Source organism: Roseinatronobacter alkalisoli (genome assembly GCF_028745735.1).
Lineage (GTDB): Bacteria > Pseudomonadota > Alphaproteobacteria > Rhodobacterales > Rhodobacteraceae > Roseinatronobacter > Roseinatronobacter alkalisoli.
This window is the reverse complement of record NZ_JAQZSM010000004.1, coordinates 191576-213980: the sequence shown is the minus strand read 5'-3', so window position 1 is coordinate 213980 and position 22405 is coordinate 191576. Positions and strand designations below refer to the sequence as shown.

The following is a 22405-nucleotide window of genomic DNA, read 5'->3' as shown; positions in this document are numbered from 1 at the left end:
TGTTTTCCTTTTACTTCTTGGTATCGACAGTAAGTTTCGTGCGTTTCAGCAGCAGTGAATTGCCGATGACTGACAGCGAACTCGCCGTCATCGCGATAACGCCGATCATCGGGTGCAGCAGGCCAAGGGCGGCCACCGGAATGGCGGCCAGGTTGTAGAACCACGCCCAGAACAGGTTCTCGACGATCTTGCGGAAGGTGGCCTTCGACAGGCGGATCGCCTCGACCACCTTGGTCAGCTCTCCCGTGACCAGCGTGACATCCGCGGCCTCGATCGCGACATCTGCACCTGCGCCGATGGCAATGCCGACATTGGCCTGTTTCAGCGCCGGGGCATCGTTGATCCCGTCGCCGACCATGGCAACATGCTGGCCATGCTTCTCCTGCAATTCGCGGATGGCCGCGACCTTGCCTTCGGGCAGCACCCCGGCCCTGACCTCATCCAGCCCGACTTGTGCTGCGACATATTTCGCGGTGCGCTCATTGTCGCCGGTGACCATGACGACATGGATGCCAAGGGCGTGCATCGCGGCGATGGCGGCTTTTGAATCCGCCTTCACTGTATCCGCCACCGCGACGAGCCCCGCCGCCTTGTCGCCGATGGCGACCAGCATGGCAGTCTTGCCCTCTGTCTCCAGCGCGACCAGCCGTTCTTCAAGCGCATCGGGGTCGATTCCGGCCTCATTCAAAAGCCGCCTGCTGCCCACGCGCACGGTTTCATTGTCGACCTCGCCCTGCACACCGCGCGCGGTGATCGATTTGAACAGCGCCACATCTGGCACGTCCAACCCGCGTTCGCGCGCCCCCGTCACGATGGCCTGCGCCAACGGGTGTTCAGACCCTGCCTCGACCGATGCAGCGGCGCGCAGCACGCGGCCCTCATCAAAACCCAGCAAGGCATGGACATCGGTCAACGCAGGCTTGCCGCGCGTGATCGTGCCGGTTTTATCGAGCACCACCACCTTGATGTCTTTCAGCGTCTGGATCGCCTCACCCGAGCGGATCAGCACACCGCGTTCGGCCCCCATCCCCGACCCCACCATAAGTGCTGTGGGCGTGGCCAGCCCCAGCGCGCAAGGGCAGGCAATAACCAGCACAGCGATCATGGCAAGGATCGCCCCCATCGGGGCCGATATCTCGGGGTTGACCCAGGGCAGGAAATCCGCACCCCATGCAAGGATCGGGCGGAAGATATCATCGAAAGCCAGCCACGTGGCGAAGGTGCCAAGCGCGATTATCAGCACCGCAGGCACGAAATAGCCCGTCAGCCGGTCTGCCAGTTCCTGAATCGGCACTTTCGACCCCTGCGCCTCCTCCACCAGCCTGATAACCTGCGCCAGAAACGTGTCAGCGCCCACACGGGTCGCGCGGACCTTCAGCACGCCTTCCTTGTTGATCGTGGCACCGATCACAGTGTCTCCCGGTCCCTTCTCGACAGGTACGGATTCCCCTGTGGCAATGGATTCATCCAGATGGCTGTTACCATCCACAATCTCGCCATCGGTTGGTACTTTGGCCCCCGGGCGCACCACCATGACGTCACCAAGCTGCAACTCGGCCACCGGCACCTCGACCTCAGCGCCATCGCGCAGCACTGCGGCTGTCTTGGCGCCCATGGTGATCAACCGCTTGATGGCCTGACTGGCGCGGCCCTTCGCGCGCGCTTCCAGATACCGCCCGACTAGGTGGAAGGTCATGATGGTCGCCGCCATCTCGATGAAAGACGTCATCGGCCAGATGAACCCCGCAAGCCCGATCAGATAGGGCGGCAGGCTGCCCATCGAGATCAGCACATCCATGTTCGCCGTGCGGTTGGTCAGCGACCGCCAGGCAGAAACATGCGTGGCCCAGCCGCCAAACAGGAACACCACCGGGAAGGCCAGCACCGCAACGATTGCCAGATATCCCGGAATCGGCTGCCAGAACATATGCGGGACCATCAGCACCATGATCAGCGTGGCCGGGATGGCCGCAATCCATAGCCGTTTCCATGCGCGCGCAAGATAGCGGTCCTCCGACGCGGTATCACTTGCATGGTCGGGCATCTGACCTTCCTCGAATGCGTCCACCTCATACCCCGCGCGCTCAATCGCGGCGCGGATGGTCTGCGCGTCGGTCTGGCCTGCATCGAATGACACACGCACCCGGTGATTGCTGATGTTGGTGTCCAGGCTCCCGATTCCCGGCAGGCGGCGGATGGACCCCGCCACAAGGCCTGCACAATGGTCACTGCCCATGCCCGGCACCGTCAGGCGAACCTCGCGCGCGCCGCCGGTGCCGCCAGCATCCTCGACTTCATACCCCGCACGCTCGATCGCTGCCTTCAGATCGGCCGGGTTGAGGCGGCCCGCATCATAACTCACGCGGACACGATGCGCGGCGATACTGGTCTCTATGTCGCGCACCCCATCCAGCCGAACAAGCGACCTGCGCACGATCCCCGCGCAGTGATCACTCCCCATCCCGGGAACGATAAGCGCGGCGGTCGCTTGGTCGCGCTGACTTTTCACATCATTTTTCATCTCTCATCTCCGATATTCTTCCACGCGGACGGGTGTTCCTGAAATGCGCAGCGAAACCACGAGTTACCTTGTCCTCTTGGACACCGGCTACGCGCATTGTTTTGGGGGAACGCCAGCGGCGCAGAGTTCCGGCATGTCTGCCATTGCGTGCGCACGGGGCGCAGGCTGTGGAGTCAGGTCGCGGTGGGAGGGTGCAAGAACGGCGGATGGGACCGGCCCGCGACACCCATCGGGCCGATCAGCGGCCGCATGAAGGCAGCGGCCAACCGGATGTCGCGTCCGCCATTTCCGGGCAGCGCCGACAAACTGCAGCACATCGACAAGGCGCAATCGGCATGTTGCCCGCCCTGATCCGCCACATGGCAACACGCATCCGGCAAGACCATCCCGGATGTCTGCACGGCAACGGATGTGAACACTTCCGTCTGATGCGCATGTGCGGTGGACGTACCGGCAAGGCCAACAAGAACGAACAGCACGAAGGCCCGCATCAGCATAACGAACGCGCGGGGCAGACACCGTGATATCCGGATTCGCATTGGCAACAGACAGGTTTCCTTTCGAAACGGTCTGGAACAATTATCACGAATTCACCTGATCCGGTATGATATGGATCAAGCCACGGAAAACAGCGGTCCAACAATCAGACGCTGCCAGACAGGGCTTTCCACAGCCGGAATGTCACCCTTTCGCCGCCGGAATGGCATGCGACAGAAGACGCAGATCCGCCAGCCCATGGCCCGGCCCTGCCGTAGCCCCCTCTTCACAGCCAGCAGCGAAACCGGGGCCGCAACCACGCCGGGGTGGACATGTCAGAATTCAGCGCCAGTGATCGTGGCGATGAAAAAGGGAACGTAATCCGGCGTGCCCCACATGTTGCCCAGTTCCACCCGGCGCGGGATCAGGAAACCCTGATGGCGCGTCATCTCCAGCATCCGCCCGCCAAAAGGTTGCAGGCGATAGGTCTTTTCAGGGTTGGCATCGGTCCAGCGCATGGCCCAGACCTCCAGCGGGTTTCCTTCGCTGTCGAAAGTGATCTGCATGGGTTCAGGCACAGGCGCATCGGCAAAGCGGATCTCGGCACTGTCGGCGCTGGTCTGCGTCCATTCCGCGCCGAATTGCGGCAGCAGGCTCGCCGGGGCCCAGATCGCCTCCAGCATCATCCGGGTTGCTGCGGCGCGGGCATGATCCCCGGTCCCGCCGATCCGGGCCAGCGGGATCAGGCCGTGCAGCCAGAACTTGGTCCAGCTTTGCGCGCGCGCGCCCGCATGATAATACCCGTCCGAGCCGCCAAAACGCATCAGACCCGCGCCGATATCCGCCCGCCACACGAAACCTTGCGCGGGTGGCGCAAGTATCTGGCGCGCACGCATCGGCATGGCATTGCCGTTCATAATGAAACTGCCCGCCATTTCCAGCCGCACCACGCGATGCAGGGGTGTGCCGGGCGCGATGGCGCGGGCGAAATAGCGCTGCGCAACCTCTGGCAGGCCATCCACCATCGCAGGGTCATAGCGCGGCGGGTCGGTCGCGCGCGCTCCCTCCAGCGCCACCCAGACCCGATCCGCCTGCGCCCTGTCGCGGGAATGTACCCACAGACCAACGGCAATGGCTGCGATCAGAAGCGCTGCAAGGGCGAGAAGAATAATCTTGACGGCTGTCATGGGCTGGAATCCTGAACGGGGGAAGGTGCCGTCATTCTGCATCCGGCGGGGCATGGGCAGCAAGGAAAACAGCAATCCGCGCCAAAAGGCCCGAACCAATACCCGCTAAATAGCTTGTTAACCTGAACCCGGTATCATCGCCTTGTTTCAGGTTTATCGGGGGACCGCCAGTCATGACATATGCATTCCGGCCCCCGCCGCAGCAGAGGAGGAGCAGGCGACAGATAAGCACACAGCCTTCGGGGCTGAAATACCTGCCGGACGTCATTCCGGCTGACGAAACCGAAGCTTTGCTACGTCAGACTGGCACATGCAGGTTATTCCGGCTCTCTCCCTTGTCGGGTCATCGTGAATGAATATCTGCCGGGTCAAGGCATATCCGCGCATGTGGATTGTCGGCCATGATCCCGCGATGTAATCGTGCCGCCCGTTGTCATCTTGCGTTATGCGTTTGGAAACCCGGGCGGCTGGTATCAGGACTGATCCGGTTCTTGAAGCAGGCTTCCTGCAGTCCTTTTCAGGCGAAACGCGCCGCGCCATTCCCGCGCGGCACAACGACACGCTGCGCGGTCAACAGCACCCTTATCCGTGTCGGCAAGACGCTCTGGAAGGCGATTTCCTGATCCGGATCTGCCACAAACGGACGCCCCCCCCCCGCAGTAGCGATTGTCGCGCATCCTGTTCATTGACGCCGGGATGGCACACATGACCTAAGCTGCGTCCGGATAGAGGTGATGACACCAATTGAACCCGGCGCGGAATTCGTGGCCCTATACGCCGCAGATATCCTCCTCGGCTGAAACGGATGTCACGCTGTGCGCAACCGCGCAGACTCATCTCCTGCGGAACGCACTACCGGCGCAGCAGATAGATATCCATGATCCAGCCATGCTCCGCCCGCAAGTCTGCCCGCAACGCCGTGATCCGCGCGCCGACATCCGCAAGTGGGCCAGCCACCAATACCTGTTGCGGCATGCTCAGATAGGCCCCCCACCAGATATGCACCCCCTGCGCGTCCAGCACCTCGAAGGCGCTGCCTGCATCCAGCATCACCGCAACACTGTCCACCCCGGCGGGCCAGCCCCCGTCCCGCAACTGCCGCCCCGTGGTAATCATCACCGGCGCACCAAGCGTATTCAGCGCCACCCCATGCGCGGCGGTCAGCGCCGACAGGCTGGTAATGCCCGGCACCACGGACACGCGCAACGCCATCCCGCCTGCCCCCAGACGCGCGGCAATGCGCAGACTGCTGTCATAAAGTGACGGATCGCCCCAGACCATCAGCGCGACGCGCCCGCCCTGCGGCAGATGGGCCGTAATCTGCGCCGCCCAGGCCTGCGCAATAGCCGCATGCCAGTCCCGCACCCCCCCCAGATACTCCCCGGATGCCGACCGCACCGGCAGGTCGAATTCCGCAAGCGTGACAGGACGGGTCAGAATGTCGGCACAGACCAGACGGCGCAGTTCCAGCAATTCCGCCTTCTGCGACCCTTTGCGCGGCAACAGGATCAGATCAGCATCGTTCAACGCCCGGATCGCGGCGCGCGTCAGATGCTCGGGATTGCCGGTTCCGATTCCGACAAGCGACAGCTCGATCATGTATCCCCCCGGAACAACGGCCCGTAAAGAATCAATGCAGGCCCCTCCCCGGCAACATCGCGCAAGGCGGCAGCAAGCAATCCCACTGTGGACCATGTCAGTTTCTGATCTGCATGGCTGACATTCTCCGCCAGCAGCGCCGGTGTGTCGGATGGCAGTCCTGCCGCCAGCAGCGCATCGGCCAGTTCGGGAAATGTCCGCTTGGGCATGAACACGACTGTCGTGGCCTGCGCATCCGCCAAAGCCGCCATATGCAACCCTTCGGGCAAGGCACCGCGCAGATCATGGCCGGTCACATACTGAACCCGCCGCGCACTCAGGCGCCGGGTCAGCGGAATACCCGCCGCCGCCGCCGCCGCGCTCGCCGATGTGACACCGGGAATCACCTCAAACCCGATCCCGGCACCGCGGCAGGCGATGATCTCTTCCTCCAGCCGCCCGAACACGCCCGGGTCGCCCGATTTCAGCCGCACAACCCGCGCGCCTTCCAGCGCATAATCCACCAGCAACCGGCTGACATGGTCCTGTTTCGGCGACGGGCGGCCTGCCCGCTTGCCCACGGCCACCAGTTCGGCCCCCTGCCGCGCCTGCCCCAGTATCAGCCCCGAAGACAGGTCATCGAACAGCACGACATCTGCCTGTTTCAACCGCGTCACGGCCTTCACTGTCAATAATTCCGGATCGCCCGGCCCGGAACCGACAAACGAAACAAACCCGCGCATCATCGCCCTTTCATTCTGGTCAAAATATCCTCCGGGGGTGAGGGCCGAAGGCCCGAGGGGGCAGACAGCCCCCTATCCTTTTGCCATGCCCCACGTCAAGGCAACCCGCCGCGTCACCCGTCACGCCTGCCCGCTATCCCTGATCCTCTGCGATCAGGTGAAAGAATGTCCCCGTCACCGGCCCGCGCACCGATCCGGTCTCTGGCACAATCGTCCCTTCCGCGTCGCGCACTTCGGCCAGCGGTGTGTCGGGCTGTGCCAGGATGCTGGAATAATGGAATTCATGCCCGCGCAGCGCCGCCCCCACCGAAAACCCCGGCATCGGCCGGCGCAATTGCGCACGCCTGTAGCCCAGATGCATCTTGCGCTTCGCATAGGATGTCACCAGCCCCAGCAGCCCCGCCATCTGGTGGCGCGTGCCATCCTTGTCAATCAAGGCCTCCCCCAGCGCCATATAGCCACCGCATTCCCCATGCACCGGGCGCGCGCGGCCCGCATGGGCTTGCAGGCCTGCATGAAACCGCGTGGCCGCTGCCAGGCGCCCGGCATGCAATTCGGGGTATCCGCCCGGCAGCCAGACCAGATCGGCACCCGGATCGGGCGCTTCATCTGCCAGCGGCGAAAAGGGCATCACTTCCGCACCTGCGCGCCGCCACCCTTCCAGCAAATGCGGGTAGGTAAAAGAAAACGCCGCATCACGCGCCAGCGCAATGCGCTGCGCGGGCGGTTTGGGCAAACCGGTGGCGCGTGGGGGGGGACGACCAGTGGTTCCTGCGCATTGCATCAGCGCATCCAGATCAACATGATCGCGCAGGAATGTCGCGTAATCGGCAATCGCGCGGTCCAGATCGGGGTGTTCTGTCGCCTGCACCAACCCCAGATGGCGTTCGGGCAACACCAGATCCCCGCGCCGCGGCAAGGCCCCCAGCACACGCAAGCCCGCCGCCTCCATGCCCAGCCGTATCAGGCGTTCATGGCGCGGGCTGGCAACCCGGTTCAGGATCACCCCGGCAAAGGGCAGGTCCGGCAGGTAACGTGCAAAACCCAGCGCCACCGCCGCTGCCGATTGCGCCTGTCCCGACACATCGACCACCAGCACCACCGGCCAGCCCATCCGCAGCGCCAGTTCCGCGCCGGTCCCATGCCCCGAAGCCCCCGGTTTCGCCACCCCGTCATACAGGCCCATGGACCCTTCGGCGAATATGATATCGGCGCCCGCACTTTCTGCCGCAATCGTATCTGTCAATGCATGACCCATCGCCCAGCTATCCAGATTATACGACTCGCGCCCGCTGGCTGCGCGGTGAAAGGCTGGGTCAATGTAATCCGGCCCGCTTTTGAACGGTTGCACTGTGACACCCGCATCGCGCAAGGCCCGCAACACCCCCAGCATAACCGTTGTCTTGCCAGTACCAGAGGCCGGCGCGGAAACCATAAGTCCTGGAATCATTCGATGCTGTCCTTATAGATTGAATCTGCGGTCTGCGGCCGGAACCGGCGGTCATAATCAGGCGCATAAAGCGCGCTTTCCGCAAAACCGTCAGCGCCCAATGCAGGCCCCACCAGGATAAGCGCTGTGCGTTCCATGCTACCCGCGACATCGGCTTCAATACTGGCCAATGTGCCACGAATAATCCGCTGATCGGGCCAGCTTGCCCGCCAGACCACCGCCACCGGGCAGTCCGCGCCGTAATGCGGTGTCAGATCGGCCACCACCTGGGCAAGGTTCTGGATCGACAGATGTATGGCAAGCGTTGCGCCAGTGGCGGCAAAATTGCGCAGCGACTCGCGCGCGGGCATGGCGCTGGCGCGACCGGGCGTGCGTGTCAGCACCAGCGATTGCGCCACTTCCGGCAGGGTCAGTTCGCAGCCAAGCGCCGCCGCCGCCGCCGCAAACGCGGGCACACCCGGTGTCACAGTATAAGGAATGTCCAGTGCGCGCAGCCGACGCAGCTGTTCGGCCATGGCGGACCAGACCGACAGATCGCCCGAATGCAGGCGCGCCACATCCTGGCCCTGCGCATGGGCGGCGCTGATTTCATCCATGATCTGGTCCAGCGACAGCGGTGCGGTATTGATGATCCGCGCGCCTTCGGGGCAATGCGCCAGCACCGCCTGCGGCACCAGCGATCCCGCATAAAGGCAGACCGGGCAGGCCGCGATCAGATCGCGCCCGCGCAATGTCAACAGATCGGCCGCCCCCGGCCCGGCCCCGATGAAATGAACGCTCATTGCTGTTCTCCCTCTGCCACAGCGCAGGTCGCAAGCCCGTCTTCTGATGTCATGCGCGCAACCACAATCCGCGCGCCCATAGCGCCCGCCCGTGCGACGGCCACAAGCGCGCAGGCCTCCGCCACGCTGCCAGTGCCGAAAGTGTCCAGCATGCGGGGTGATTGCGTGGGCGTGGTGACACCCGCAAGTGCCTGCGCAGGCAGCGCGATCAACGGCACGCCTGTGGTCAGCGCCAAGGGTCGCAGCACTGCTGCGCGCGCTTCCGGACAGGCCAGCGCATCAATCTTCCCGGCCATTTTCGCACGGCCTAGAAGCGCGCGCAGACTGTCATCCGTGACACGGGATGCACAGCCAAATCCCGCAACCATCATCGCGTCACACTCCATTGCACAATCGGATAGGCCGCGCGCCAGCCACGTTTCTGCCCCAGCGCCGCGGCCTCGGCCAGATCAAACCGCAGCAAAGTGCCGCCCGCCCGCCTGTGCCACGCGCCCAGCAACGCCTCGCTTTCCAGTGTCACGGCATTGGCCACCACGCGCACCCCTTGCGGCAACAGGTGCCACAACTCCGTCAGCAGCGCCTCCGACAGCCCCCCGCCAATGAACACCGCATCGGGCAAGGGCTGGCCGCGCAGCACCTGCGGCGCGCGCCCTTCCACCACCTGCAACCGGTCCGCGCCCAGCGTTGCGGCATTTTCGCGCGCGCGCGCGGCGCGCTGCGGGTCGGCCTCAAACCCGGTGGCGGTATTCAGCGGATGGGCCAGCAGCCATTCAATCCCGACCGACCCCGATCCCGAACCGATATCCCACAGCAGATCACCCGCACGCGGGGCCAACGCCGAAAGCGTCAGCGCGCGCACCGCCCTTTTGGTGATCTGCCCATCATGCAGAAACATATCATCGGGCAACCCGGCAGTAACCGGCAGCGCCCGGCCGTCGCCCGCGACCTCCAGCCCCACAGCGACCGGATGGGCAACATCATGCAGCGCGTAGCCTTGCGCCGTGGCAATCCGGTGGCGCGCGCGCGGCCCGCCCAGCGCTTCCAGCACATGCATCCGGCTTGCCCCGAAGCCAAGCCCATCCAGATAACGCGCAAGCCCGGCCACTGCATCACCATCGCGCAACAGGACCACGGCGCGCGCCCCCGCCACAAGACAGGGACGCAACCGCGTCAAGGGCGCTGCATGCAACCCCAGACAGGCTACATTTTCCAACGGCCAGCCCAGACTTGCCGCCGCCTGCGAAAATGTCGACGGCGCGGGCAGCGCCACCCATTCGCCCGGGTCCAGATGCCGCGTCACGCTGGTGCCCGCCCCGAACCAGAACGGGTCCCCCGATGCCAGCATGACCACAGCCCGCCCGCGCTGCGCCAGCAATCCGGCAATACCATCCGCAAACGGCACCGGCCATTCAATCACCGCGCAGTCCAGCCCCGGCAACAGGGCCAGATGCCGCCGCGCGCCCATAACCAGTTCAGCCTTTTCCAGCGCTTCACGGCTTGCATCCCCCAGCCCCTTCAGGCCATCTTCCCCCAGACCAATGATCGTCAGCCACGGGGCACCATCAGCCATGCCGAATATCCTTGTCCTCGGGGGCACCATCGAAGCGACCCGCCTTGTCGCAGACCTTGCCCGCGCAGGCCTGCCCACGACCCTCAGCTATGCCGGCCGCGTCGCACGCCCGAAACCCCAGCCGGTGCCGGTGCGCGTCGGTGGCTTTGGCGGCGCAGACGGGCTGGCCCGCTACCTGCGCGAAAACCACATCACCCATCTTGTCGATGCGACCCATCCCTTCGCGGACACAATAAGCCGCAACGCCCTGCACGCAGCAACGCTTGCCGACACGCCCCTGCTGGCGCTGACCCGCCCGCCCTGGACTGCGCGCGATGGTGATCAGTGGACCCATGTCCCCGACATTCCTGCGGCCGTGGCCGCCCTCGGCATGCCGCGGCGCAACATCATGCTGGCGCTGGGGCGGATGCATCTTGCAGCCTTCGCCACGCAGCCACAGCACCGCTACCTGCTGCGCCTTGTCGATCCGCCGCAAACCCCGCCACCCCTGCCCGATCATCACATCATCATCGATCGCGGCCCCTTTGACGCAGTTGCCGATGCCGCCCTGATGCAGGCGCATGACATCAGCCTGATCGTTGCCAAGAACGCGGGCGGCACAGGCGCGCTGGCCAAATTGACCGCTGCGCGCCAGTTGCAGATCCCGGTCCTGATGATCGACCGCCCGGCCCTGCCCGAACGCGCGCAAACCCAAGACATCGCAACCGTCCTTGACTGGGTGCGCGTCTGACCCCCCTTCACTGTGCCTGCATTCAGTCTGGCAAAAATATCCCCGGGGGGTGAATTGGGCCATCAGGCCCAAGAGGGGGGCAGGCAGCCCCCCTACCGTCCCCGGCGCAGTCATGCTGACCTCGGCGTATACAGGACCGGTCCGCGCGGGGTCTCGACAATCCGTGTCAGGCTTGATCCGACAATCACCATTGTCCGCATATCCGCCATATCGGGGCGCGCGCGGCCCAGCGGCACAATGCGCAGCGCTTCCTCAGGTGTGCTGACCGCGCGGGCAAACAGCACGGGGCGGTCCTCGTCACAGCAGTCGCGCAGGATTTCCAGCACCCGCGCGAACCCTTCGGGGCGCGATTTTGACCGTGGGTTGTAAAACGCCATGGCGAAATCCGCCTCTGCGGCCAGCCGCAGGCGCTTTTCGATCAGTGCCCAGGGTTTCAGATTGTCACTCAGGTTGATGGCACAGAAATCATGACCCAGCGGCGCACCCGCGCTTGCAGCCGCCGCCAGCATCGCGGTGATACCCGGCAGGATGCGGATATCCAGCGCGCGCCAGTCGGCGGGGCCATGTTCCAGCGCTTCAAACAGCGCCGATGCCATGGCAAACACCCCCGGATCGCCCGATGACACCACCACGACCCGCCGCCCGTCAGCGGCCATCTGCAAGGCATGGGCGGCGCGGTCCAGTTCCACGCGGTTATCGCTGGCATGCAGCACCAGGCCCGCGCGCGGGGCGATGCGCGCCACATAAGGAATATAGCCCACGATATCTGTTGCCGCATCCAGTGCCGCGCGCACTTGCGGGGTCACCAATGCCTCATCCCCCGGCCCAAGGCCCGCAACGGCCACCCAACCGGTCATGGCCTGCGCCCCTGACCATGGATCAGCACGATCGAGAAATACGGCGTCACCTCCTCCACATCGGCCAACCGCCTGACACGCTGGCCGGGCATCTGCGCATATTCCACGATCCATGCGTCCCTCAGCCGCCCGGCGGTTTGCAGGGCGCGTTTCACCTTCGGCAGGTTGCGCCCGATCTTCATGACAACCAGCGCATCAGTATGGGCAATCCTGTCAGCAAGCGTATCTTCGGGCAAGGTGCCCATCACCACACTCAGCACATCATCGCCCCATGTGAAGGGGGCACCGGTAGCCGTCCATGCGCCCGACATGCCGGTAATGCCGGGGACAACCTCTATCGGGGTGGTATCTTTCAGCCGGGTATAAAGATGCATGAATGACCCATAGAAAAACGGGTCACCTTCACAGAGCACGACAACATCTGACCCCGCGCCCGCCAGCGCGCGCAGATGGGCGGTGCAATCGGCATAAAACCCCGCAAGCGCCTTGTTATAGCGCGGATCAGACAGCGGAATTTCAGTGGTGACAGGGTATTCCATCGCAAACTCGGTCACATCCGCGCGCAGCATGCCCTCGACGATGGCGCGCGCCTGCCCATTGCGGCCAGCCTTGCGGAAATAGGCCACATGCGCTGCGCCGCGCACCAGCCTGTCGGCGCGCACGCTCAGCAAATCCTGCGCGCCGGGGCCAAGGCCCACACCGTATATCCTGCCGGTATTCATATTCAGCGTACTCATTCTGTGCGACTCGCAATCGCATTGATGGCCGCAACAGTGATGGCGCTTCCGCCCAGCCGCCCTTCGACAATGCAGCACGGCACTGGTTGCGCCTGCCACAGCGCATCTTTCGATTCCACGGCCCCCACGAACCCCACCGGACAGCCGATGATGGCGGCGGGGCGCGGGCAGTCGGGATCTTCCAGCATGTTCAGCAGGTGAAACAGGGCCGTCGGGGCATTGCCGATGGCGACCAGCGCGCCTGCCAGACGGGGGCGCCACAATTCCAGTGCGGCCGCAGAACGGGTGTTGGACATCTGCTGCGCAAGGCCGGGCACGGTTGGGTCATGCAGGGTGCAGATCACGTCATTCTGTGCGGGCAGGCGCGCGCGGGTCACCCCTTCGGACACCATGCGCGCATCACACAGGATCGGTGCGCCCTGCTCCAATGCCGCGCGGGCATGTTGCGTGAAATCCGGTGAAATCCGGACAAAGCGTTCCAGCCCGACCATGCCGGCGGCATGAATCATGCGCACCGCGATGGGTTCATCCTCGGGGGAAAAACGCGCAAGATCGGCTTCCGCGCGGATGGTCGCAAAAGACTGGCGGTAAATCGCCGCGCCATCGGTTTCATAGGTATAGGGCATCAGCTTGCTCCGAAACGGGTCAGGATCCGGGCTGCACTCAGCCCTGTTTGTGTTGGTGGGTCGCAGGCCCGCCCGCGCAGGACCAGATCAAAGCCGCCTGCGCGCCCGACCAGCGTGATATCCGCAGCCTGTGCCCGCGCGCAACCCTTTGCACAGCCCGACACATGCAACCGCCCCGCGACATGCGGCGCGATCTGCCTGGCCAGTCCGCGCGTGGCAACGCTGGCCTGCGGACAGAGCGGCGCCCCCGCGCAGGCATCCACGCGCAGCGCGGGATCATCGGGCGTGGCAATCAGCCCTTCGGGCAGGTCATGCGGCGGGGTCTCAACCCCTTCCAGAATGACCATGCGCCAGGGCGTGACACGCAACGCTGTGGTGCTGCTGGCCACAAGCACCTGCGCCAGTTCACGCGCGATAATCTGGCCGAAAGCGGCACCAAGGATCACCCCGACCGGCGCAGAGCCGGGCGCAAACCGCGCACGCGCGGGCGCGGGTGTCGCGGTCCATGTGCCCCAGTCGGGCAGCGGCGCGTGATGACGGGCCATGCGGCCGGACTGCGCGCCGCCGGTTGCGATAAACCACTGGCACAGGCGGATAAGCTGGTCAATTTCATGCCCCGGTTCCAGCGCCATGCCACGCACGCGCCCTTCGGCGCGCAGGATCAACCCGCCCTGCCCGCGTTCAATGCGGAAATCGGCGGGGTCTTGTGACAGGACGGGCGCAGGCCCTGCATCCATGGCAAAGCCCATTTTGGGCGGCAGCGCGGGCAATTCGTGCAGACGGGCCGCCAGTTCTGACCAGAGCCCTGCGCTGTCATCACCATCCCGCCAGTCGGGGGCAATCAGGATGTTGCGGCGCGTTTCGCTTTCCGGGTCGGGGTCCAGCAGGCCCAGCGTGCCCAGATCGGCCTGCAACGGAACAAGGCCTGCGTCACTGACACCGCGGATCTGCAGATTGGCACGGTTGGTCAGGTCAATCAGCCCCGCGCCATGGGCCTGTGCCGCCGCGCATAGCCCAAGCGCCTGCGCGCGTGTCAGCCGGGCCGCGCGCGGGCGTACCCGCACCACCCAGCCATCACCCGAACGCATGGGCCGCAGCGCACCGGGACACCAGCCTTTGACGTCGAACTCAGTCATGCATCAACCCCGCCAGAATGGAATTGCGCCGTGTCACCCAAAGACCGGCGTCATGCAAGGCGACAAATCGCGCAATCATCGCGGCCAACGCTTCGGGGTTTTCGCGGGCAAGGAAATCACGCACATCATCATTGCCCAGCGTGGCATCATGATAGAGGTCAAAAAGCTGCGGGGGAACCGCGCCAGCCAGATGCGCAAACGCGCCCAGATGGTCCAGCGTTGCGGCAATTTCCGCACCACCGCGAAACCCGTGCTGCATCATCCCCCTGATCCAGCGCGGATTGGCGGCCCGCGCACGCACCACCCGCGCGATTTCTTCATGCAGGGGGCGGGCATGCGGGGTGTCGGGGTTGGTGCTGTCGATATGATAAAGCGCGGCCTTGCCACCGGTCACGGACTGGGCTGCGGCAAATCCCGCTTCATGCGCGGCATAATCCTGTGCCAGCAACAGGTCGGTTTCCGGCAAGTCCTGCAAATGGACAAAGGCATCTGCCCCCGCCACACGCGCCGCAATCCCTTCGGGGTCGGACGCGCCGGTATCCATGGCATGCGATGACGCGGCAAGCCAGGCGCGTCCGGCTTCAAGCCGGGCGGCGTCGGTATAATTTTCCAGCGCCTGCCCCATGCCAAGACCATAATTCCCCGGTGCCGGGCCATAGACGCGCGCACCGGTCTTGCCCACAAACGGGTTCCAGTCCGGCGCTTCATCGCGCCCGGCCAGCGCCTGCACGGCCTGCCCGAACAGCGTGGCCAGTTGCGGAAACACATCGCGGAACAGCCCCGATACCCGCAAGGTCACATCCAGCCGCGGGCGGTCCAGTTCGGCAATCGGCAGGATTTCCACACCGGACACCCGTTCAGACCCCGCGTCCCAGACAGGGCGCGCGCCCAGAAGATGCAGCGCCATGGCGAATTCTTCGCCGGCTGTGCGCATGGTTGCACTGCCCCACAGATCAAGCACCAATGCGCGCGGCCAGTCGCCATGATCCTGCAAATGGCGACGGACCAGTTCATCCGCCAGCCGCACCCCTTGCGCGAAGGCCGCGCGTGTGGGCACGGCACGGGGGTCGGTTGTGAACATGTTGCGCCCCGTGGGCAGCACATCCTGCCGCCCGCGATGCGGGGAACCGGACGGGCCAGCGGGCACGAAACGCCCCGACAGCGCCGCCAGCAGACCGGCGCGTTCGGCGGCACCCTGTTCACCCCGCCCGAAAACATGCAGCCCTTCGCCGAACTGGCTTTCCTTTATATCGCACACGAAACGGTCAATGCGGGAAATGGCCTCGTTCAGGCAGGATGCACGCTCAAGGCCCAGTTCGGCCCCCAGACCCAGCGCTTCGGCTTCATCGCGAATGCTGGCCTGCAACCGGTCGCGGCGGGCCGGGTCAAGGCCATCTGCGTTGGAAAATTCATCAAGCAGCGCTTCCAGCCGCACCATGCCGGTGCCGGACTGCGCCGCGATCATCGGCGGCGGGACATGGCCCAGCGTGACCGCGCCGATGCGGCGTTTGGCCTGCGCAGCTTCACCCGGATCATTGACGATAAAGGGGTAAATCACCGGCAGATCGCGCACCAGCGCTTCGGGCCAGCAATCATCTGACAGCGCGACGGATTTGCCGGGCAGCCATTCCAGCGTGCCATGCGCGCCGATATGGACCAGCGCATCCACCTGTTCGCGCAGCCACAGATAGAAGGCGACATAGGCGTGACGGGGGACGCGCGACAGGTCGTGATAGTCATCATCGCGGGTCTGGGGCGTGCCGCGTTCGGGTTGCAGCGCCACAAGGGCATTGCCACGACGCAGTGCCGCGAATTCAAAACTGCCCCCGGTACAGGCGGGGTCGTTCGCGGGGTTGCCCCAAGCGGCGTTCAGATCATTGCGCAGGGTTTCCGGCAATGCCGCCAGCGCGGCCTGATAGGCGGCCAGCGGCCAATATATACGCGCGCTTGGCAATGCCTGCCCGATGCCGGCATCGCCGCCCGCATCAGGCGGCACGTCATAGCCCGCCTGCGCCAGATCAGCCAGAATCGCATCCGCGCTTGCCAGCGCATCCAGCCCCACCGCATGGGCCATATTCCAGCCCTTGCCCGGATAGGTGGACAGCACCAGCGCCAGCCGCCGCTGACCGGCGGGCCGCGCACCAAGCCGCACCCATCCGGCAATGCGCGCGGCAATCGCACGCACGCGGGAAATATCCGCGCGATGCCCGGCGCGGGCGAATTGCAGGTCCGGGTCGGGGGGGGCAAATTCCTTGAAGCTGACGACCCCGGCAAACAGCCGCCCGTCCACTTCCGGTAATACCACATGCATGGCCAGATCGGACGGTGACAACCCGCGTTCCGCGTCCAGCCAGCGCTTGCGGTCATTGGTGGCCAGCGCCACCTGAAAGACCGGCACGCCCGCAGCTTCCAGCACCGCGCCATCACCTGCACCCTGCGCAGAAAATGCCGTTGCGTTCAGCACCGCTTGCGGGGCCAGAACCCCGATCCAGCGTGCCAGCCACGCCCGCGCCTGCGGGTCTTTCAGTGATGGCACGAACAACCCCAGCACATCGAACCCCTGCGCGTCCAGCGCCTGCGCCAATGCGCGGACCGGGTCCAGATCCGCAGCAGCCATGTAGGAGCGGTAAAAGGTCAGAGCCACGCGCGGGCGGGTTGACCCCAGCGCAAAGGCAGCGGGGCAGCTTACCCCGTCCGCAGTCCAGCCCCCCACCTGCGCCACTCCGCGCGCGCCGCGCACAGGGGCCGCATAAAGCCCGGCCGCAAGGGCAAGCTGCTGCAACGCGGCCTGTGCTGACACCGCGCCGCCCGTTTCGCATAAATGCTGCAGGCGGCGCAATGTGCTGACCGGCAGGGTCGAAGCCGCGTCAAGCGCGGGATCAGGCCGCCCGTCGGCAGGCAACACCGCCAGCGCAAGGCCCTTTTGCCGCGCCAGCGCCTGCACCTGCTGCAACCCATAGGCCCAGTACCCCGCCCCCCCGATAAGACGGATCAGAATGCCCCGGGCCCCCGACAGCGTATCCTCGACATAGGTATCGACCGACAGCGGATGTGTCAGCGCCGCCAGATTGGCCAGCCGCAAGGATGGCAACCCATCGCGCCCCCGCGCCCACCCCGCCGCGAATGCGCCAAGGTCACTGTCAGAAAACGACAACACCACCAGATCAGCCGGCGTCTGGCCCAGATCAGTGGGAGTGGCGGTTTCCTCCAGCCCGTGGCTTTCGCGGAAGATGACATGCATGGCGGGCCTATCCCTCCAGCGCCTGCCGGATGGCGGCGGCGTTCACATGGTCATGCTCGGCAATCACGACAAGGCGTGTGATGCGCGCCTCATCTGCGCGCCATGGGCGGTCATACTGATGGCGCACCCGCGCGCCCACGGCCTGCACCAGCAACCGCATCGGTTTACCAGCCACAGCGGCATAGCCCTTGACGCGCAGGATATTCTGCGTCTGCGCCAGATGCTGAACGCGGGCAGCCAGATCAGCAGGGTCGGTGATTTCACCCATCTCGATCATGATCGTGTCGAAATCATCATGTTCATGGTCATGATGGCCATCATGATGCGACGGGCGCGCGGCCAGATCATCCTCTGCGCCGGCCTCCAGCCCCAGAAGCACGGCTGCATCAACCACGCCTTCGGCCACCTCGATCACCGGCAACGGGCGCGGCGCTTCGGCGGCAATGATGTCGCGCGCGCGCGACACACCATCGGGACCGGCAAGGTCGGGCTTGGTCAGCAGCACCAGATCGGCACAGGCGATCTGATCCTCAAATACCTCTGACAGGGGCGTTTCGTGATCAATGCTGTCATCCGCTTCGCGTTGCGCATCAACGGCGGCCACATCAGGGGCGAAACGACCAGCAGCGACGGCTTCGGCATCGGCCAGCGCAATCACACCATCCACTGTAATGCGCGACCGGATCGCGGGCCAGTCAAAGGCCTTCAGCAGGGGTTTTGGCAACGCAAGGCCAGAAGTCTCAATCAGGATATGGTCAGGCTTCGGGTCCAGCTTCAGCAGCGCCTCTACCGTGGGAATGAAATCATCCGCGACAGTGCAGCAGATGCAGCCATTCGACAGCTCGACGATATTTTCTGCCGGGCAATCCGGAATGGCGCAAGATTTCAGGATGTCCCCATCCACGCCCACAGTGCCGAATTCATTAACCACAACCGCCAGCCTGCGCCCGCCCGCATTGCGGATCAGGTGACTGATCAACGTGGTTTTGCCCGCGCCCAGAAAGCCGGTGATGATGGTAACAGGGGTTTTTGACAGATCAGACATTGGATACCTCTAGGGCAAAACCGTCCGCCATGTGAAACGGTTTTGCGACATAAATTGACGGAAACAGGACTACAGGGGCGGAATGCGCGCGATGCAGTTCTTGCGGAAATGTTCTGGCCGTTCACGCCACGGGACAAGGCCCTGTTCAGCGTCGCGGTATTTGTCTGCCCCGGCGATCACAGTTGCGACATGCATGTCAGGGTCCAGATTACCATAGACATAGGTCCAGGCGCCGGGCTTGCGCAGCGCCACAGTGCAACCGCGGGAACAGTTCGACAGGCAATCCACCTCCATCACGCGCAGCCCCTCCGGGGCATTGTCGCGCAGGGCCCGGGCCAGAACGGCACCTGGCCGCTGCGCGTCATCCGGAACGGGGCGCAGGTTCGCCGCGCGACAGGTGGTGCAGACCAGCACATCGACAAATTCAGAAGACATCAGACAAAAACTCCGTTCACGGGGGCATCGGGGGCAAGGGACGGCGCGGCGCGGGCGCGTGACCCGGTACCCGGCATCATCTGCCAGATCGTGGGAACCATGACGGCGCACATCCACAGCAGATAACCCCGGCGGCACTGGCATGAAACACCGCTGGCACGCAAGACCCCGCAACAGAACCGGAAGGTAGCGTCATTTTCCCACTTTCCCGCACGACCACCCGTCGCACGCATTGACGCGGGATGCTGCGGCAGGGCCCGGGCGATGCGCCATTGCGCAGACCCCGACACAACCCAACCAGACACCCCGCCGGTTGATATGCCCCCCGGAACGCAAGGGGAGCGGCGTTTTTCTGCTGGCAGGTCTCCCGGCTTGCGGATGTCAGGTTTCCCTGTCGGTCTGCCCACCTTCCCGGCCTTAATACGGCCAGTGGCATCGGGCAACCTCTCCGGTCACGGTCGCGGGGGCGGCTGTGCTTCAGGCTTGACCTTGCGGTCCGGCCTTGTCACATTCCCTTTTCACCTGTCAAGAACAGGCACCAGCGCCACAGTGATGCGCCGCGCCGCCACGCAAGTCAAGCAAGGATACGCCACGTTGACCCAGAATGCCGACGCCACCCGCCACCGCGACAAGATGCAGAAAATCAAGGCCGCGCGGGACCGGATGATGGCAACGAAAACCGACGAAAAAGGTCTGATTATCGTCAATACCGGCACCGGCAAAGGAAAATCCTCTTCCGGGTTCGGCATGATCATGCGCTGCATTGCCCATGACATGCCCTGCGCCGTGGTCCAGTTCATCAAGGGCAACTGGTCCACGGGGGAACGCAGCTTCCTGCAACACCATTTTTCCAGCCAATGCCGATTCGTCGTGTCCGGCGAAGGTTTCACATGGGAAACCCAGGACCGCGACCGCGACATCGCCGCAGCACAAGCAGGATGGGAACAGGCGAAGGCACTGATCCGCGACCCCGAAATCCGCTTCGTGCTACTGGATGAAATCAATATCGCGCTGCGCAACGATTATCTGGCGCTGGACGACGTGCTGGCCTTTCTGCGCGACGAAAAGCCGCCCATGACCCATGTGGTTCTGACCGGACGAAATGCCAGACCTGAACTGATAGAACTTGCCGATCTGGTGACAGAGATGACATTGGTGAAACACCCGTTCCGTCAGGGGATCAAGGCACAGAAAGGTATCGAATTCTGAACGCCCGCCATCTGCGTGCCGGTACGACGGGGGGCTAGCCCCCCGACCCCCAGGATATTTGACCCAGAATGAAAATGGCATGCAAGTGAAACGGGCGCCGCGCCTCGGGCTGCCGAAACAGGGGAGACGCGGCGCTTTCACTCTGGGCGGTCATCGGGATCCCTCCCTGTACCGCTTTTTCATGATCGCTGAAACAGGTTAAGAAATCATGTATTTCATTCTGGCAAAAATATCCCCGCCGGAGGCGCAGGTTAAAAACCGGGCGCATGCCTTGCCATCATGCGCATTGGCATGACACGCGCATCCGTCAGCATTGACGGGCATTTCGGTGAATGGATTCAGGGTCGGCTTGGCCCCGGCGGGCCTGTGGTGCTGATCACCATGCCCTGCACGCGAACCGGGGTGGATGCGCATCTTGCTGCGCAGGACGACCCTGACGGCGCCACCGGCGCCCCGCCTGCGACAACGGATATTATGCAGCGGTTCAGTGCGGCGCTGGATATTCACCTTGCAGGGAATGTCCGGCTGGTGCCGCGCGTGCCCGCAGGCCTTGGTACTGGTGTTTCGACTGCCACGCTTCTTGCACTCGCGGATCTTGCGCAGTGGCGCGGAACGCCGGATGCGTTGGCGCGGGCCTGCATTCAGGCAGAGGGCGCGAGCGATCCGCTGATGTTTCCCGCACCCGAAAGATTGCTTTGGGCATCGCGTGAAGGGGTCACATATGCGCATCTTCCCGGCCTGCCGCAGTTCGAGGTGGTGGGCGGGTTCCGGGGCGGCCCCTCACGGACCGATGCCCGCGACAATGACTTTCCCGATATTGCCGATCTGGTGGGTGCGTGGCGCGCGGCGCGGCATCTTCGAGAATTCGCGCAGCTTGCCAGTGAAAGCGCGCGGCGCTGTCTGGCGCTGCGTGGCCGCGTGCCTGACCCGACAGCGGCGCTGGCTGCGGCAACCGGGGCGTTGGGCTGGAATATCGCACATACGGGTGCCGCGCGCGGGTTGATTTTCGCGCCGGGAACCTGCCCGCCCGACGCGACCGACAGGATGCGCGCGGCCGGGTATCATGGTGTCATGCGGTTTCAGGGCGGGGGCGCTGCATGAGTTTTGCTGCAATGATGCTGGTTGCAATGGCACTGGATGTGCTCCTGGGCTGGCCGGACTGGCTGTATCGCAGGATCGGCCATCCCGTGACATGGATCGGGGCCATGATCAGCCATCTGGAAAGATCGTGGAATGTCGGCACGGCCAGTGCGGCCGCGCGCAAGCGGCGCGGAGTCGCGGCTGCGGTTCTGGTGATCACCTGCGCCGGCGGGCTGGCCCTGACAATACAATGGATGCTGCCTGCCGGCTGGGTTGGCGCGGTACTCGGTGGTCTGCTTGCCTGGCCCTTGCTGGCGATCAGGTCCATGCATGACCATGTCGCGGCAGTGCTGCGCCCGCTGGCGTCGGGTGACCTGCCTGGCGCGCGCCGGGCTGTGTCGATGATTGTCGGGCGCGATCCGTCGCAACTGGACAGCGCAGGTATTGCCCGCGCCGCAACCGAGAGTCTGGCCGAGAACACGTCTGACGGGATCATGGCCCCGCTGTTCTGGGGTGTGGTTGCCGGACTGCCGGGAGTTGCCGCATATAAGGCCATCAACACGCTGGATTCGATGGTCGGGTATCGCACCCCCAGATTCGCGGACTTCGGATGGGCCTCTGCGCGTATTGACGATCTGGCAAACCTGATACCGGCGCGGTTGACAGGGCTGGTTTTCGCACTGGTGTCCACGCGCCCGCGCGCGGCACTGGCCTGCATGTTGCGCGATGCCGGGCAGCACCGGTCACCCAATGCAGGCTGGCCGGAAGCCGCGATGGCGGGCGCGCTGGGAATCCGGCTGTCCGGCCCCCGCGCTTATGCGGGCGAGATGACCGGCGATCCGTTTGTCAACGCCATCTGCCCCGACCCCACTGCCGGGGATCTGCGCAAGGGGCTGGCACTTTACCGACGCGGGATTCTGGCGCTGGCTGCGGCGGTTGCCGTGCTTGTTGTCGCAGGAATCTGACAAGGGAAGATATCTGCCCGCCCCGGCGGCAGGTGC

At 64.5% G+C, this 22405-nt stretch carries 20 protein-coding genes and 1 riboswitch; of the genes, 4 read left to right on the top strand and 16 right to left on the bottom strand.

Annotated elements, in window-relative coordinates; all coding sequences use genetic code 11:
- Window positions 1-10 precede the first annotated feature (10 nt).
- The 9 genes from PUT78_RS06765 to cbiE form a co-directional block, all read right to left on the bottom strand.
- A complete protein-coding gene (locus PUT78_RS06765; RefSeq protein ID WP_274351477.1) occupies window positions 11-2521 on the bottom strand; it encodes a heavy metal translocating P-type ATPase in 2511 nt (836 codons plus the stop codon).
- A gap of 173 nt (window positions 2522-2694) precedes the next feature.
- The gene (locus tag PUT78_RS06760) at window positions 2695-3066 is read right to left on the bottom strand and encodes a hypothetical protein (protein WP_274351476.1); all 372 of its coding nucleotides are present in this window, start codon (window positions 3064-3066) and stop codon (window positions 2695-2697) included.
- A gap of 267 nt (window positions 3067-3333) precedes the next feature.
- A complete protein-coding gene (locus PUT78_RS06755; RefSeq protein ID WP_274351475.1) occupies window positions 3334-4185 on the bottom strand; it encodes a DUF6544 family protein in 852 nt (283 codons plus the stop codon).
- An 852-nt stretch (window positions 4186-5037) separates the two neighbouring features.
- Window positions 5038-5784 carry a precorrin-6A synthase (deacetylating) gene (gene cobF / locus PUT78_RS06750; RefSeq protein ID WP_274351474.1) on the bottom strand — a complete coding sequence of 249 codons (747 nt, stop codon included), beginning with the start codon at window positions 5782-5784 and terminating at the stop codon, window positions 5038-5040.
- Entirely contained in the window at window positions 5781-6506 is a 726-nt protein-coding gene (gene cobA / locus PUT78_RS06745) for a uroporphyrinogen-III C-methyltransferase (protein WP_274351565.1), read from the bottom strand. Before cobA ends, cobF begins: the two co-directional genes overlap by 4 nt.
- A 133-nt stretch (window positions 6507-6639) precedes the next feature.
- On the bottom strand, window positions 6640-7956 hold the full coding sequence (locus PUT78_RS06740; protein WP_274351473.1) for a cobyrinic acid a,c-diamide synthase CobB: 1317 nt from the start codon (window positions 7954-7956) through the stop codon (window positions 6640-6642).
- Window positions 7953-8738, bottom strand: a complete 786-nt coding sequence (cobM, locus tag PUT78_RS06735) for a precorrin-4 C(11)-methyltransferase (RefSeq protein ID WP_274351472.1) — start codon at window positions 8736-8738, stop codon at window positions 7953-7955. The genes PUT78_RS06740 and cobM overlap by 4 nt, the downstream gene beginning before the upstream one ends.
- The gene (locus PUT78_RS06730; protein WP_274351471.1) at window positions 8735-9109 is read right to left on the bottom strand and encodes a cobalamin biosynthesis protein; all 375 of its coding nucleotides are present in this window, start codon (window positions 9107-9109) and stop codon (window positions 8735-8737) included. Before PUT78_RS06730 ends, cobM begins: the two co-directional genes overlap by 4 nt.
- Window positions 9106-10308, bottom strand: a complete 1203-nt coding sequence (cbiE, locus tag PUT78_RS06725; RefSeq protein WP_274351470.1) for a precorrin-6y C5,15-methyltransferase (decarboxylating) subunit CbiE — start codon at window positions 10306-10308, stop codon at window positions 9106-9108. Before cbiE ends, PUT78_RS06730 begins: the two co-directional genes overlap by 4 nt.
- Here cbiE and PUT78_RS06720 point away from each other — a divergent pair.
- Window positions 10307-11038, top strand: a complete 732-nt coding sequence (locus PUT78_RS06720; protein WP_274351469.1) for a cobalt-precorrin-6A reductase — start codon at window positions 10307-10309, stop codon at window positions 11036-11038. The two genes, cbiE and PUT78_RS06720, sit on opposite strands and share 2 nt — an antisense overlap.
- Before the next feature lie 110 nt (window positions 11039-11148).
- On the opposite strand, the gene cobJ is transcribed toward PUT78_RS06720, so the two are convergent.
- From cobJ to PUT78_RS06685, 7 genes are all read right to left on the bottom strand, one after another.
- Window positions 11149-11895 carry a precorrin-3B C(17)-methyltransferase gene (gene cobJ / locus PUT78_RS06715; RefSeq protein WP_274351468.1) on the bottom strand — a complete coding sequence of 249 codons (747 nt, stop codon included), beginning with the start codon at window positions 11893-11895 and terminating at the stop codon, window positions 11149-11151.
- Window positions 11892-12617 carry a precorrin-2 C(20)-methyltransferase gene (gene cobI, locus PUT78_RS06710; protein WP_274351564.1) on the bottom strand — a complete coding sequence of 242 codons (726 nt, stop codon included), beginning with the start codon at window positions 12615-12617 and terminating at the stop codon, window positions 11892-11894. The genes cobJ and cobI overlap by 4 nt, the downstream gene beginning before the upstream one ends.
- Before the next feature lie 11 nt (window positions 12618-12628).
- On the bottom strand, window positions 12629-13258 hold the full coding sequence (locus PUT78_RS06705; protein ID WP_274351467.1) for a precorrin-8X methylmutase: 630 nt from the start codon (window positions 13256-13258) through the stop codon (window positions 12629-12631).
- Window positions 13258-14394 carry a cobalamin biosynthesis protein CobG gene (locus tag PUT78_RS06700; protein WP_274351466.1) on the bottom strand — a complete coding sequence of 379 codons (1137 nt, stop codon included), beginning with the start codon at window positions 14392-14394 and terminating at the stop codon, window positions 13258-13260. Before PUT78_RS06700 ends, PUT78_RS06705 begins: the two co-directional genes overlap by 1 nt.
- On the bottom strand, window positions 14387-17635 hold the full coding sequence (cobN, locus tag PUT78_RS06695) for a cobaltochelatase subunit CobN (RefSeq protein WP_274351465.1): 3249 nt from the start codon (window positions 17633-17635) through the stop codon (window positions 14387-14389). Before cobN ends, PUT78_RS06700 begins: the two co-directional genes overlap by 8 nt.
- Before the next feature lie 7 nt (window positions 17636-17642).
- A complete protein-coding gene (gene cobW / locus PUT78_RS06690) occupies window positions 17643-18680 on the bottom strand; it encodes a cobalamin biosynthesis protein CobW (protein WP_274351464.1) in 1038 nt (345 codons plus the stop codon).
- Window positions 18681-18749: 69 nt separating this feature from the next.
- The gene (locus PUT78_RS06685) at window positions 18750-19115 is read right to left on the bottom strand and encodes a DUF1636 domain-containing protein (RefSeq protein ID WP_274351463.1); all 366 of its coding nucleotides are present in this window, start codon (window positions 19113-19115) and stop codon (window positions 18750-18752) included.
- Window positions 19116-19455: 340 nt separating this feature from the next.
- Window positions 19456-19673: riboswitch (cobalamin riboswitch) on the bottom strand.
- 36 nt (window positions 19674-19709) lie between these two features.
- On the opposite strand from PUT78_RS06685, the gene cobO reads away from it, so the two are divergent.
- The 3 genes from cobO (at window position 19710) to cbiB (ending at window position 22369) form a co-directional block, all read left to right on the top strand.
- Window positions 19710-20324 (top strand): cob(I)yrinic acid a,c-diamide adenosyltransferase, encoded by a 615-nt coding sequence (gene cobO, locus PUT78_RS06680; protein WP_274351462.1) that lies wholly within the window; start codon window positions 19710-19712, stop codon window positions 20322-20324.
- 291 nt (window positions 20325-20615) lie between these two features.
- Complete coding sequence (locus tag PUT78_RS06675) at window positions 20616-21425, top strand: propanediol utilization protein (RefSeq protein ID WP_274351461.1); 810 nt, start codon at window positions 20616-20618, stop codon at window positions 21423-21425.
- Window positions 21422-22369 carry an adenosylcobinamide-phosphate synthase CbiB gene (gene cbiB, locus PUT78_RS06670; protein ID WP_274351460.1) on the top strand — a complete coding sequence of 316 codons (948 nt, stop codon included), beginning with the start codon at window positions 21422-21424 and terminating at the stop codon, window positions 22367-22369. The genes PUT78_RS06675 and cbiB overlap by 4 nt, the downstream gene beginning before the upstream one ends.
- The last annotated feature ends 36 nt before the right edge of the window (window positions 22370-22405 follow it).

What these genes read in the sequence shown, in the direction of transcription:
- PUT78_RS06730 (WP_274351471.1), bottom strand. Translation starts at nt 9,109, where the DNA reads ATGATGGTTGCGGGATTTGGCTGTGCATCCCGTGTCACGGATGACAGT.
- cobM (WP_274351472.1), bottom strand. Translation starts at nt 8,738, where the DNA reads ATGAGCGTTCATTTCATCGGGGCCGGGCCGGGGGCGGCCGATCTGTTG.
- cbiB (WP_274351460.1), top strand. Translation starts at nt 21,422, where the DNA reads ATGAGTTTTGCTGCAATGATGCTGGTTGCAATGGCACTGGATGTGCTC.
- PUT78_RS06675 (WP_274351461.1), top strand. Translation starts at nt 20,616, where the DNA reads ATGACACGCGCATCCGTCAGCATTGACGGGCATTTCGGTGAATGGATT.
- PUT78_RS06700 (WP_274351466.1), bottom strand. Translation starts at nt 14,394, where the DNA reads ATGACTGAGTTCGACGTCAAAGGCTGGTGTCCCGGTGCGCTGCGGCCC.
- cbiE (WP_274351470.1), bottom strand. Translation starts at nt 10,308, where the DNA reads ATGGCTGATGGTGCCCCGTGGCTGACGATCATTGGTCTGGGGGAAGAT.
- cobN (WP_274351465.1), bottom strand. Translation starts at nt 17,635, where the DNA reads ATGCATGTCATCTTCCGCGAAAGCCACGGGCTGGAGGAAACCGCCACT.
- cobF (WP_274351474.1), bottom strand. Translation starts at nt 5,784, where the DNA reads ATGATCGAGCTGTCGCTTGTCGGAATCGGAACCGGCAATCCCGAGCAT.
- PUT78_RS06705 (WP_274351467.1), bottom strand. Translation starts at nt 13,258, where the DNA reads ATGCCCTATACCTATGAAACCGATGGCGCGGCGATTTACCGCCAGTCT.
- PUT78_RS06755 (WP_274351475.1), bottom strand. Translation starts at nt 4,185, where the DNA reads ATGACAGCCGTCAAGATTATTCTTCTCGCCCTTGCAGCGCTTCTGATC.
- PUT78_RS06740 (WP_274351473.1), bottom strand. Translation starts at nt 7,956, where the DNA reads ATGATTCCAGGACTTATGGTTTCCGCGCCGGCCTCTGGTACTGGCAAG.
- cobI (WP_274351564.1), bottom strand. Translation starts at nt 12,617, where the DNA reads ATGAATACCGGCAGGATATACGGTGTGGGCCTTGGCCCCGGCGCGCAG.
- PUT78_RS06685 (WP_274351463.1), bottom strand. Translation starts at nt 19,115, where the DNA reads ATGTCTTCTGAATTTGTCGATGTGCTGGTCTGCACCACCTGTCGCGCG.
- cobJ (WP_274351468.1), bottom strand. Translation starts at nt 11,895, where the DNA reads ATGACCGGTTGGGTGGCCGTTGCGGGCCTTGGGCCGGGGGATGAGGCA.
- cobW (WP_274351464.1), bottom strand. Translation starts at nt 18,680, where the DNA reads ATGTCTGATCTGTCAAAAACCCCTGTTACCATCATCACCGGCTTTCTG.
- cobA (WP_274351565.1), bottom strand. Translation starts at nt 6,506, where the DNA reads ATGCGCGGGTTTGTTTCGTTTGTCGGTTCCGGGCCGGGCGATCCGGAA.
- PUT78_RS06720 (WP_274351469.1), top strand. Translation starts at nt 10,307, where the DNA reads ATGCCGAATATCCTTGTCCTCGGGGGCACCATCGAAGCGACCCGCCTT.
- PUT78_RS06765 (WP_274351477.1), bottom strand. Translation starts at nt 2,521, where the DNA reads ATGAAAAATGATGTGAAAAGTCAGCGCGACCAAGCGACCGCCGCGCTT.